The 11,806-nt window shown below is 70.5% G+C and carries 8 protein-coding genes; 4 read left to right on the top strand and 4 right to left on the bottom strand.

Features of this window, described 5'->3' with window-relative positions; all coding sequences use genetic code 11:
* Window positions 1-99: 99 nt before the first annotated feature.
* Window positions 100-1,122 carry a multicopper oxidase domain-containing protein gene (locus ACZ7LS_RS26145; RefSeq protein ID WP_382526027.1) on the top strand — a complete coding sequence of 341 codons (1,023 nt, stop codon included), beginning with the start codon at window positions 100-102 and terminating at the stop codon, window positions 1,120-1,122.
* 1,072 nt (window positions 1,123-2,194) lie between these two features.
* Here the strand turns inward: ACZ7LS_RS26145 and ACZ7LS_RS26140 are convergent.
* Entirely contained in the window at window positions 2,195-4,414 is a 2,220-nt protein-coding gene (locus ACZ7LS_RS26140) for a DEAD/DEAH box helicase (protein WP_382670836.1), read from the bottom strand.
* Between the two features lie 279 nt (window positions 4,415-4,693).
* On the opposite strand from ACZ7LS_RS26140, the gene ACZ7LS_RS26135 reads away from it, so the two are divergent.
* Together ACZ7LS_RS26135 and ACZ7LS_RS26130 are read left to right on the top strand one after the other, a co-directional pair.
* Window positions 4,694-5,491 carry a VOC family protein gene (locus ACZ7LS_RS26135; protein ID WP_382527773.1) on the top strand — a complete coding sequence of 266 codons (798 nt, stop codon included), beginning with the start codon at window positions 4,694-4,696 and terminating at the stop codon, window positions 5,489-5,491.
* Between the two features lie 111 nt (window positions 5,492-5,602).
* Window positions 5,603-5,893: a WhiB family transcriptional regulator gene (locus ACZ7LS_RS26130; protein WP_382527770.1), complete on the top strand. Its 291-nt coding sequence runs from the start codon at window positions 5,603-5,605 to the stop codon at window positions 5,891-5,893.
* A 118-nt stretch (window positions 5,894-6,011) separates the two neighbouring features.
* On the opposite strand, the gene ACZ7LS_RS26125 is transcribed toward ACZ7LS_RS26130, so the two are convergent.
* The 3 genes from ACZ7LS_RS26125 to ssgD all read right to left on the bottom strand — a co-directional run bounded on the left by ACZ7LS_RS26125 (window position 6,012) and on the right by ssgD (window position 10,259).
* Complete coding sequence (locus ACZ7LS_RS26125) at window positions 6,012-6,986, bottom strand: acyl-ACP desaturase (RefSeq protein ID WP_382527768.1); 975 nt, start codon at window positions 6,984-6,986, stop codon at window positions 6,012-6,014.
* A gap of 460 nt (window positions 6,987-7,446) precedes the next feature.
* Complete coding sequence (locus ACZ7LS_RS26120; protein ID WP_385134636.1) at window positions 7,447-9,720, bottom strand: ATP-binding cassette domain-containing protein; 2,274 nt, start codon at window positions 9,718-9,720, stop codon at window positions 7,447-7,449.
* A 122-nt stretch (window positions 9,721-9,842) separates the two neighbouring features.
* A complete protein-coding gene (ssgD, locus tag ACZ7LS_RS26115) occupies window positions 9,843-10,259 on the bottom strand; it encodes a spore wall synthesis regulator SsgD (protein ID WP_382527762.1) in 417 nt (138 codons plus the stop codon).
* A 264-nt stretch (window positions 10,260-10,523) separates the two neighbouring features.
* Between ssgD and ACZ7LS_RS26110 the strand changes: the two genes are divergently transcribed.
* The gene (locus ACZ7LS_RS26110) at window positions 10,524-11,744 is read left to right on the top strand and encodes a WD40/YVTN/BNR-like repeat-containing protein (protein ID WP_385134701.1); all 1,221 of its coding nucleotides are present in this window, start codon (window positions 10,524-10,526) and stop codon (window positions 11,742-11,744) included.
* Window positions 11,745-11,806: the final 62 nt, after the last annotated feature.

Raw genomic sequence — 11,806 nt, 5'->3', positions numbered from 1 at the left:
GTGTGGATAAACGAAGATCCCTGGTCTACCGTGTGGCCGTCCCCGGGGCCTCATGTGCCCCGTAAATATCCGTACGGCACTGGGGAGTTCGGTATGGCCATGGATAGACGGAGCTTCAATCGACGCCTGCTGGCGGGAGGCGCGGTCGCCGCGACAGGGGTGACATCGTTGTCGGTCGCCTCGGCCCCCGCGGCCACCTCGGCCCCCGCGGCGGTGACTCCGCCCAGAACCGCGCCTGCGGGCGGTCAGGTGCGTCATCTCAAGCTCTACGCCGAGACCTTGCCGAACGGTCAGATGGGATACGGCCTGGAGAAGGGCAAGGCGAGCATCCCGGGCCCGCTGATCGAGATCACGGAGGGGGACACCCTCCACATCGAGTTCGAGAACACCACGGACGTGGCGGCCAGTCTCCATGTCCACGGCGTGGACTACGACATCGCCAGCGACGGCACCAGGATGTCCAAGAGCCATGTGGAGCCCGGTGGTACGCGTACGTACACCTGGCGCACCCACGCACCCGGCAAGCGCGCGGACGGCACCTACCGGCCGGGCAGCGCGGGGTACTGGCACTACCACGACCATGTCGTCGGCACGGACCACGGTACGGGCGGCATCCGGAAGGGCCTCTACGGGCCGGTGATCGTCCGCAGGAAGGGTGACATCCTCCCGGACAAGCAGTTCACGATCGTCTTCAACGACATGACGATCAACAACAAGCCGGGTGCGGAGAGCCCCAACTTCGAGGCCACGGTGGGAGATCGTGTCGAGATCATCATGATCACGCACGGCGAGTTCTACCACACGTTCCATATGCACGGTCACCGCTGGGCGGACAACAGAACGGGCCTGCTCACCGGCCCGGAGGACCCCAGCAGGGTGATCGACAACAAGATCACGGGCCCGGCGGACTCCTTCGGCTTCCAGATCATCGCGGGCGAACTGGTGGGCGCGGGCGCCTGGATGTACCACTGCCATGTCCAGAGCCACTCGGACATGGGGATGGCCGGCCTGTTCCTGGTGGCAAAGCCGGACGGCACGATCCCGGGCTACGAGCCGCACCACCCGGACCACCCGATGGGTACGGGCGACGCCGCGAAGGGGGCGGAGCACTCGGGGCATTAGGGGTGACGGGGGGTGTGGGGCGGCCTGGCCCGGCGTCTTGCCTCATGCCCGCCCCGCTGGTGGGGGTGGGGTTTTCGGCTGGGGGTCAGGGCCGAGGGGTAACCGTGGTGACCCGGAATGGATCATGGCGGATGGGGGCCGCCCCTTGGGTTTCAGTGTCGCGGCTCCGGGTCGGGCGTCAAGGGCGCTCCTTTGTCGCGTCGGCTGCGCCGATTGCGCTGCGCTCCACCCTTGACTCCCGCCCCTGCACCGCAAGTGCAGCTTTGAGGGGGGGCGGCCCGGGGGGAGGGGTCCCCGGGGAGGCTCCCTTGTTGCGGGGGTCCGGTTGCCGACCGCCGCTCGGTGGGCCCTGCGGGGCTGCGCGGCAGTGGTGTGGGGCGGCCCGGCCCCGGCTCAGCGAGCTGATGCGGGCGGGTAGTTGGGGCGCATGCCCCGCTGGTGACGATGTGTGGGTGGTGGGGTGGCTGTGACTCAGGGGGCGGTGAGTGGTTCTCTGAGGGGCCGTGATGTGCCGTGGTGCCAGGTGAAGTGGCCGTAGGACGCATCACCGGCCCAAGGACCCTCCAAAGGGCCCGCCAAACTGGGGCATAGGGGGCAAGCTGTGGGTCTCGTCCGCCTTGGGCTACAGGTGCAGCCGACAACGGGCCCTCACCAGCGGGGCATGCGCCCCAACCACCCACCCACACCAGCCCGCTGAGCCGGTGCCGGGCCGCCCCACTCCACTGCCGCGCAGCCCCGCAGGGCCCACCGACCGGTAAGCCGGGAAAGGACCCCCGCAACATGGGTGCTTCCCCGGGGACCCCTCCCCCCGGGCCGCCCCCTTCAAAGCTGCACTTGCGGTGGAGGGTTGGGTGTCAAGGGTGGAGCGAAGCGGAATCGGCGCAGCCGACGCGACGAAGGAGCGCCCTTGACGCCCGACCCGGAGCCGCGAAACTGAAGCCTCAGGGGCGGCCCCCACCCGACACCACACCCCCGGCCCACCACGGTTACCCCTCGGCCCTGACCCCCAGCCGAAAACCCCGCCCCCACCCCCACCCCCACCAGCCCGCCGAGCACCGACGGCGCGCTCAGTTCACGTACCTTCCGCCAGCCGCATCTGCTCCTCCTCCACGATCCTGCGTGCGAGGTCGCGGTCCGAGACGTCGATCGCGTCGGGTGTGGCGTCCGCCAGGTCGCTGCGTCGTGCGTACGCGTCGAACAGGCGGCTCTTGTCCGCGAGGATGTCCAGCAGGCGCTGGTCCACGCTGTCCACCGCGAGCAGCCGGTGGACCTGCACCGGGCGGACCTGGCCCATCCGGTGGGCGCGGGCCACCGCCTGGTGTTCCAGGGTCGGTTTGACCTGTGGTTCGCAGAGGATGACCACCGACGCGGCCTGTAGGTTGAGCCCGATCCCACCCGCCTGGATCTGGCTCAGCAGCACGGCGTGGCCCGGGGCCGCGGTGAAGCGGTCGACCATCCCCTGGCGGCGTGCCGCCGGTACGCTGCCGGAGAGCGGGCCGAACACCCCTTCTCCCAGGGCCTCTCGGACCGCGGCCAGCACCTCCTGGAAGTACGAGAAGACGACGACCTTCAGTTCGTTCCCCGCCGCCTCGGCCACCAGTTCCCGCAGACGCCCGAGTTTCGCCGAGGTCTCCGGGCGGGCGTACGCGGCCCGGCGCATCCGCATGAAGTGCGCGGACGTCACGGCCTCCCGGTAGGCCGCCAGATCCCCGGCGCTCAGCTCCTCCCACTCGTCGACCTGGACCAGCGCGGGCAGTTCGGCGAGGACGTCCTGCTGGTTGCGGCGCAGATAGGCGGGGGCGACCGCGCGCCGGAAGGCGTGCGAGCCCGCGACCGCGTCGATTCCCTCGACGTCCGGCGCCAGTTCGGGCCGGAGACGCTGGACCAGGCTGCGGAACTCCGCGACCCGGTTCTCCATCGGCGTACCCGTCATGAACAGGACGTGTTCGGCCCGCGCCGTCCAGCCGGAGAGCGCGCGTGATCTGCGGGTGTCCGGGTTCTTCACATAGTGGGCCTCGTCGACGACCACCATCCGCGGCTCCTGGGCCGGCGGCCCCGCCACCCCGGCCTCCGGCACCGCGTCCCCGGCCAGGGGCAGCGTATGCAGGGAGTCGAAGGTGGTGACGGCGACACCGCCCCGCTCGCGCCACTCGGTGAACGCCTCCCGTCGCTCCGGACCGTGCACCGGGACCGCACGCAGTGTGCTCCGGGCGCGGATCTCCCGGGTCCAGTTGATCAGCACGCTGCTGGGGCACACCACCATGAAGTGCGTGCCGCCGCACGCCGCGAGATGCGCGAGCGCGGCGATGGCCTGCACCGTCTTGCCGAGCCCCATCTCATCGCCGATGATCACCCGGCGCTGGCTCAGCGCGAAGCGCGCCCCGAACGACTGGTAGCCGCGCAGCGACACCCGCAGCCTGGTGTCGTCCAGCTCCTGGGCCCGTACCCGCCCCGCGATCTCCGACGGCATGAAGCCCTCGGCCGCGGCGGCGTCGGGAGCGCTGCCCGTGGTCTCCGCGAGCACGCTGTAGTACTCGGCCGAGCGCAGCTCGAAGTCGACCCAGCACTCGACGTCCGAGGCCGGCTCCCGCAGCAGGTCCACCGAGATCTGCGCGAGCAGCAGCGGTACGTCCGCCTCCGCGGCCTCGTCGAGCCGCTGCCGGATCCGGCCGACCGCGCCGAGAGCCCGTGCCCGCCGTTCCCGTCCCATGAGCGCCATACGCAGCCGGCCCCGGGCGGGTTCGGCCTCCGGCAGCAGGGCGCGCAGCTCCGTGGTGAGCCGCTCGGCGGAGTCATGGGCGCGTCGCAGCCCCGGTCCCGCCTCGACCAGCCGGTGCAGGGCGGTGACCAGCGCGGTGGTGCGGGGCTCGGGGCGGTTTATGTCGATGCGTACGGAGACGGTCTCCCCGACCGCCTCGGCGATCCGGGTGGCGGCGGCCACCGCCTGGTCGGCGGTGTGCCCGCCGACACCGGGCAGTTGGCGCAGGGCGTGCCGGCCCGCCTCGTAGACCTCGCCCACGGACGTCAAACCGGCCTGTTCGAGGGCGCCGAGCCGTAACCGGCCGGCGGTGATGTCCTTCAGCCGGGAGACCGGGATGGCGGCGAGTTCCGCGCCCGTCAGCTCCCGCAGGAGCGGACGGTAGGCGTCCCGTATGGCGGTGACGGCGCGGTCGTGGTCATCGAGCAGCCGCTGTGCGCCGTCCAGCAGCGACAACGCCGCGTCGAGCACGGCTGCGGCTCTTCGTCCCGCCACCACCGGAGCGCGTTCCGGCGCGGCCCCCGCACCTCTCATACGCCTCTCCACTCGACACCCGACGCCAACACCTGCTCCCGGACGCCTGTTCCCGGACGCCTGTTCCCAGACGCCTGCTCCGGGACCCGGACCCGGCGCCCGGACACCCGTCCCCGGACATCCGGTATGGGGCACCACTCCCGGCATCGGACCGACCCGCTCTGGTCCGGACCCCGACCGGCTCACATGCTCCCACGCGCGTCGGCCGCACATGCGACGGCACCGCGCGGGGAGCAGACTCGGAGGGGAGAGCTCTGGGATCCCATGAAGGAGCGCGCCATGGTCAGCACCCCGTTTGTCACCGGTTCCCCGGTGTGGATCGACCTCGGCACCCCCGATCTCGACAGCGCGACCGCCTTCTACCGGGGCATATTCGGCTGGGAATTCGTTTCCGCCGGCCCCCATACGGGCGGTTACGGCCTGTTCCAGCTGAACGGCAGGACAGCGGCCGGTGCCATGCCCGTGGAGCCCGGTCAGGCACCGCCTTCCTGGTCCTTGTACTTCCAGACGCCCGACGCCGATGCCACGGCCGAGTCCGTACGGCGGAACGGCGGTTCCGTCGTCTTCGAGCCGATGGACGTGATGGACCTCGGCAGGATGGCGGTCTTCACCGATCCGTCGGGCGCGGGCTTCTCGGTCTGGCAGCCGGCCAGGAACAGGGGCCTGGACGCCGTCAACGAGCCGGGCAGCCTCTGCTGGGGCGAGCTGTACACACCGGACGAGGAGGCCGCGTACCGCTTCTACAACTCGGTCTTCGGCTGGGAGACCAAGAGCATGCCGATGCCGGACGGAAACAGCAGCTACCGGATGGTGAACCCGGCAGGCCAGGGCCCCGAGGGGATGTTCGGCGGCTTCGTGCCGGCCGGCACCGACCCGGCGGAATCCGACACGGGGCCGCACTGGCTCCTGTACTTTGCGGTCACGGACTGCGACGCTTCTGTGACAACCGCGCGGGAGTTGGGCGGCACGGTCCGGGTGGCGCCGACCGACATCGAGGGCGTCGGCCGGTTCGCGAAGCTCGCCGATCCCTCCGGGACACGGTTCGCGCTGATGCAGGGCGTGGACCAGACCGGCTGACGGCGGCGCGGGGGGAGAGGCACCCGCTTCCGCGCCGGACCTTCGCCGGCCGATGGCCACGTTGACCGTTCGTCAATCACCTGTTTATCGCCGCCCGGCAATCTGTCCGGCATGCCGATCAACATCACCACCAGCACGACCGACACGACCGACCGCAGCGAGCACGAACTCTCCTGGCAGGAGAGCGCGTTGTGTGCCCAGACCGGGCCGGAATTCTTCTTCCCCGCCCCGGGCTCCTCCACCCGCGAGGCCAAGCGGCTCTGCGGCGCCTGTGAGGGACGGGTGGCCTGCCTCCAGTACGCACTCGCCCATGACGAGCGATTCGGCGTGTGGGGCGGTCTCTCGGAGAAGGAGCGACAGAATCTGCGTCGCCGTGACGCGGCCGGCCTTCACAGCAGCTGAAGCGCGTGCGTGAACGAAGCGCGCGTGAAGTGAGCGCGTCCGAGCGGATCGTCGCCGCCGCCGAACATCACGGCGACGGCGACGACACGACCAGCCCGCACGGGGGCCGGCCGGCCGATCAGCTCGCGGCGCGCGCCGCCATCCGCGCCTTGCGCGCGGCGAGCTTCTCGTCGAACTTGCTCGCCTCGCTGTTCAGACCGCCCATGTACATGCCGAGCTCCTCCTGCGCCTTGAGCCCCTCCGGGCCGAGCCCGTCGATGTCCAGGACCTTCAGGAAGCGCAGCACCGGCTGGAGCACATCGTCGTGGTGGATCCGCATGTTGTAGATCTCGCCTATGGCCATCTGCGCGGCGGCGCGCTCGAAGCCGGGCATGCCGTGTCCGGGCATCCGGAAGTTCACGACGACATCCCGGACGGAGCACATGGTCAGATCCGGGGCGATCTCGAAGGCCGCGCCCAGCAGATTCCGGTAGAAGACCATGTGCAGGTTCTCGTCGGTGGCGATCCGCGCCAGCATGCGGTCACAGACCGGGTCCCCCGACTGGTGTCCGGTGTTGCGGTGCGAGACCCGGGTCGCCAGCTCCTGGAAGGCGACATAGGCGACGGAGTGCAGCATGGAGTGGCGGTTGTCGGACTCGAAGCCCTCCGACATGTGCGCCATCCGGAACTGCTCCAGCTTGTCCGGGTCGACGGCCCGCGAGGTGAGCAGGTAGTCCCGCATCACGATGCCGTGCCGGCCCTCTTCCGCGGTCCAGCGGTGCACCCAGGTGCCCCAGGCTCCGTCGCGGCCGAAGAGGCTGGCGATCTCGTGGTGGTAGCTGGGGAGGTTGTCCTCGGTCAGCAGATTGACCACGAGCGCGATCTTGCCTATGTCGGTGACCTTCGACTGCTCGGGGTCCCAGGCTTCGCCGTTCTCGAAGATGCCCGGGAAGTTGCGGCCGTCGGACCACGGCACGTACTCGTGCGGCATCCAGTCCTTGGCGACCTTGAGATGGCGGTTGAGCTCCTTCTCCACCACCTCTTCCAGCGCGTACAGCAGTCGGGCGTCGGTCCACGCGTCCGAACTGCCGAGGTGGGGAGAGGTGATCGACACGGGTACTCCAGGGGGGACGGGAGGTTTACCTACGGGTTCGTAGGTTACGACACCGTAGGTTAAGGCCGCGGTAAGCCGAAGGCCAAGCCCGGCCGCGTCGAACGTCCCTGCGCCCGGTCATGCGCGCAGGTCAGGCAGGTCGCGAAGGCGCACAGAGAGACAGGTCACGCCGCCTTCGAGTTTCTCGTTCTCGCTGATGTCGACCGGTATGGGCCCATAACCGAGCCACCTGGACCCGTTGCGCGCTCCTCGGCGCGCCCGCGCCGTCAGCGGCCCGTCAGCGGCTGTCGGCGGCCTTGCGCCGCCGAGCGGCACCAGCAGACCGCCGGACCGCCGGACCGCCGGACCGCCCGCCCCCGCCCCGCCGCCCGGCCGACGAGGGCGACGTTGGGCCCGGACCGTGCGGGATCCGGGCCCACGCGTCATGACGCGCCGCCCACCGGGCCGGGAATCTCCCCGCTCAGACCGGCAGAGGGGCCAACTCAAGCTCCCGGCGCAGATACTCGGCCGTGAAGGACTTGGGATGTTCGAGCAGTTGTCGCGGAGTGCCCTCGAAGACGAGCTCTCCGCCGTGCTTGCCACCGTCGGGACCGAGATCGATCACCCAGTCCGCACGTTTGACGACATCCATGTTGTGTTCGACGCAGATCACCGAGTTCCCGGCGTCGACCAGCCGGTCCAGCAGCGCCACCAGCGTGTCCACGTCCGCCATGTGCAGCCCGGTGGTCGGCTCGTCGAGTACGTACACACTGCCCGTGCGGTGCAGTTGCGTGGCCAGCTTGATGCGCTGGCGCTCGCCGCCGGAGAGCGAGCTGAGCGGCTGGCCGAGGGTGAGATAGGTCAGCCCGACGTCATTGAGCGTGCGCAGCTTCCGCAGCAGCGCCGTGTCATCGAAGAACTCCATGGCCACCGCCGCCGTCATGTCCAGTACGTCGACGATGGAGCGGCCCCGTACCGTGTGCCGCAGCACCTCGTCGTGGAAGCGCCGCCCCTCGCACGCGTGGCAGGTCGTGGTGACCGGGTCCATGAAGGCGAGATCGGTGTAGATCAGCCCGCGTCCCGAGCATTCCGCGCACGCCCCGGAGGAGTTGAAGCTGAACAGCCCCGGCGAGACCCGGTTCTCCTTGGCGAAGATCTTGCGGATCGTGTCCATGACGCCGAGGTACGAGGCGGGGGTGGAGCGGGACGAGGCGGCGATGGCGCCCTGGTCGATGACGATCGCCTCGGGATACGCCGTCGTGAACACCTCGGAGATCAGGGTCGATTTCCCGGACCCCGCCACCCCGGTCACCGCCGTGAGCACCCCGGTCGGGAACCGTACGTCGATGCTCTTGAGGTTGTGCAGCGCCGCGCCGGTCACCGGAAGCCAGCCGGCGGGGGAGCGGAACGACTCCTTCACGGGGGTACGGCGGCGCAGACAGCGGCCGGTGAGCGTGTCGGCCTGGCGGAGCAGGTCCGCCGGGCCCTCGTAGACGACCTGGCCGCCGTCCGTCCCGGCCTTCGGTCCCATGTCGACGATATGGTCCGCGATCGCCATCACGTCGGGATCGTGCTCCACCACCAGCACCGTATTGCCCTTGTCGCGCAGCCGTACCAGCAGATCGTTCAGCCGGCCGACATCGCGCGGATGCAGTCCCACGCTCGGCTCGTCGAAGATGAACGTGAGGCCGGTCAGTGAACTCCCCAGATGGCGCACCATCTTGAGCCGCTGGCCCTCACCGCCGGACAGGGTGGTCGTCTCCCGGTCCAGACTGAGGTAGCCGAGCCCGATGCCGACCAGCCGCTCCAGCCGCTCACGGGCGGCGGCCGCGATCGGGGTCGCCACGGGGTCGTCTATCCGGCCCAGCACCTCCACCAGATCGGCGACTTCCATCCGGGTGTGATCGGCGATGCTCAGCCCGTCGATCCGGGAGGCGAGCGCGGCCTCGTTGAGGCGCGCACCGCCGCACGCCTCGCACCGCCGTTCCACGGTGAAGCGGGCCGCCGCCTCCTTGCGCTTCTCGGAGAGATTGGCGGTGTCGCGCTTGAGGAAGAGCCGGGTGAAGCGAGTGACGATCCCCTCGAACCGCATGTCGACCGCGCCCGACTTCACTTCGATCCGGACCTTGAAGTCGCCGCCGTGCAGCAGTAGTTCGCGCTCCTCGTCGGTGTACTCGGCGAGCGGCTTCGTCCGGTCGAAGCGGCCCGACTCGGCGTACAGACTCCACTCCCAGCTGTTCACCGAGAGCCCCGGCAGCAGCAGTGCGCCGTCGTCGAGCGACTTGGACCAGTCGATCGCGCGGTCGATGTCGAGCGCGACGACTCTGCCCACCCCGTCACAGACCGTGCACATCCCCGACGGGTCGTTGAAGGAGTACGCGGTGGCCGCCCCCGCGCTCGGGACGCCATGGCGTGAGAACAGCACCCGGATCACGGAGTAGATGTCCGTCATCGTGCCGACCGTGGAGCGGACGTTGCCGCCGATCGGCTTCTGGTCGACGACGACCGCCACCGAGAGATCATCGATGCCGTCGACGTGCGGGCGCTCGTACTTCGGCAGAAAACTTCTGATGAACGAGCTGAAAGTCTCGTTCAGTTGGCGCTGCGACTCCACGGCGACGGTGTCGAAGACGATCGAGGACTTGCCCGATCCCGATACCCCGGTGAAGACGGTGATCTTGCCCTTCGGGATGGTGAGGGACACATCGCGGAGGTTGTTCTCACGGGCACCCGTGATGGTGATGTTCTGAGGCATGCGCCGACGCTAACCGGGAATCCCGACATCTTCTGTCGGGTTTTTTCCGTCCAGCGGCGGTACCGCGGGTATCGCCGGCGGCACCCCGGGCGTCGCCGGCGGCAGCGCGGGCGGGAGCGGGCTCAGCAGGCGTCGCGCAGCAGCTCGGTCAGGTCGTGGTCCAGATCCAGATAGAGATGCTCGTGTCCCGCCGGGACGAGATCCTGTGTGCGCTCCAGGAAGCGCCGCAGCTCCGCGGTGCGGAGGTGGACCATCGCCGTGCCCTCGGGAGCGTGGAACTCCAGCACCGTACGTCCGTACCCGAAGGGCCGCACCCGTACGTCGCCGTACCCGACGGGCTCGGTCATGCCCGTCGCCAGCAGCTCACGGGAGAACTCCCAGGTCACCTCGGTGCCCTCCAGCGTCGCCAGGGGCGGGAACGCCATCCGTACGGCGAAGGGGTCCGCCCTGTCGTAGCGCAGGGTCGCGGGTACGGTCTCCAGCCGGGGGGCGGACGCGACCAGCCGGGCCTGTACGGCCTGTTCAATGACGAGCGTCATGTCTGCTCCCCTTCGCCGGACCTGGATGAGGTCTCCTTCTATGGGAAAGACGGTGGAGCGCCTCGATACGTGCTCCGAAACGGGAGTGAGCTGTGTCACCGTGCGGTGGCCGGTCCCGGCCGCGAGGTGATTCCGGCCGGGGGACGTGCGTGCCCGGCGCGCTCTGGACGGGGTCTTCCCGGTGGGCTAGCTTCCAGCGCCATGAAACCCATGGGGAACACGGGGACGGCGGGGATGACGGGAACAGCGGGGATGGCGGGGACGATGCGACGTACGTGGCGGGCGTGGCTCGCGGCCGGGGTGAGCGGGGCGGCACTGGCCACAGCGCTGGCCGTACCGGCACAGGCGGCGGCGGACGGAACGGACCGGGCCGCCGGAACCGGCAGGCCGGACAGGGGTGCCGCCACCGACAGGGCGGACCGGGCTGCCGGGATTGACGGGACTGACGGGACTGACGACCGCGGCCTGCCCGGCGCCGGAGCCCCCGGCTGGCACCTCACGGACACCGGCAGCGACGCGCGCTTCCGCGGGCTCGCCGCCGTGAGCCGCCGCGCCGCCTGGGTCGCGGGCTCCGGGGGCACGGTGCTTCGCACCGCCGACGGAGGCCGCAGCTGGCGCGATGTCTCCCCGGCCGGAGCGGGCGAGCTGGAATTCCGTGACATCGAGGCGTTCGACGGGCGGCGGGCCGTCGCCCTGGCCATCGGCGAGGGCGAGGCGTCCAGGATCTACCGCACGGAGGACGGCGGGGCACACTGGACGGAGTCGTTCCGCAACACCGACCCCAGGGCGTTCTACGACTGCGTGACCTTCTTCGACAGCCGCCATGGCCTCGCGATGAGCGATCCGGTCGACGGCAAGTACCGCATCCTGTCCACCGGCGACGGCGGCTCGACCTGGCGGGTGCTGCCCAGTGACGGCATGCCGGCCGCGCTGCCCGGCGAAGCGGGCTTCGCCGCCAGCGGTCAGTGCCTGGTCAGTTCGGGGCCACGGGACGTCTGGCTGGCCACCGGCGGCGGCGCCACGGCGCGGGTCCTGCACTCCGCCGACCGCGGTGTGCACTGGACCGTGACCGACACGACGCTTCCCGGGGGCGATCCGGCGCGCGGTGTCTTCGGGCTCGCCTTCCGCGACCGCCGGCATGGTCTGGCCGTCGGTGGCGACTACCGCGCCGACCAGCAGTCCCCGCGGGCCGCTGCCGTCAGCGGCGACGGCGGACGGAGCTGGCGCCAGGCCAACACCCCGCCGCCCGCCTACCGTTCGGGCGTGGCCTGGCTGCCGTACAGCCGCTCGGCCGCACTCGCCGTCGGCCCGACCGGGACGGACCTCACGACGGACGGCGGCCGTAACTGGCGCACCATCGACATCGGTTCGTACGACACCGTCGACTGCACCCCGGACGCCGGCTGCTGGGCCGCGGGCGAACAGGGCCGCGTCGCGCGGCTGGACGTGCGGGACCGAGCCCCTTCGGGGCGCCTGTCTGACTAGGGCCGAGCCCCGTCCGGGCGCCTGTCCGACGAGGATCGAGCCCCGTCCGGGCGCCTGTCCGA

It is taken from the genome of Streptomyces sp. NPDC039430 (assembly GCF_055639435.1).
The sequence above is the reverse complement of the archived record's forward strand: the minus strand, read 5'-3'. Positions and strand labels throughout refer to the sequence as shown.

Excerpts from the sequence above, each read along its gene's own strand:
- ACZ7LS_RS26145 (WP_382526027.1), top strand. The coding sequence starts at position 100 with ATGGATAGACGGAGCTTCAATCGACGCCTGCTGGCGGGAGGCGCGGTC.
- ACZ7LS_RS26140 (WP_382670836.1), bottom strand. The coding sequence starts at position 4,414 with ATGAGAGGTGCGGGGGCCGCGCCGGAACGCGCTCCGGTGGTGGCGGGA.
- ACZ7LS_RS26135 (WP_382527773.1), top strand. The coding sequence starts at position 4,694 with ATGGTCAGCACCCCGTTTGTCACCGGTTCCCCGGTGTGGATCGACCTC.
- ACZ7LS_RS26130 (WP_382527770.1), top strand. The coding sequence starts at position 5,603 with ATGCCGATCAACATCACCACCAGCACGACCGACACGACCGACCGCAGC.
- ACZ7LS_RS26120 (WP_385134636.1), bottom strand. The coding sequence starts at position 9,720 with ATGCCTCAGAACATCACCATCACGGGTGCCCGTGAGAACAACCTCCGC.
- ssgD (WP_382527762.1), bottom strand. The coding sequence starts at position 10,259 with ATGACGCTCGTCATTGAACAGGCCGTACAGGCCCGGCTGGTCGCGTCC.
- ACZ7LS_RS26110 (WP_385134701.1), top strand. The coding sequence starts at position 10,524 with ATGCGACGTACGTGGCGGGCGTGGCTCGCGGCCGGGGTGAGCGGGGCG.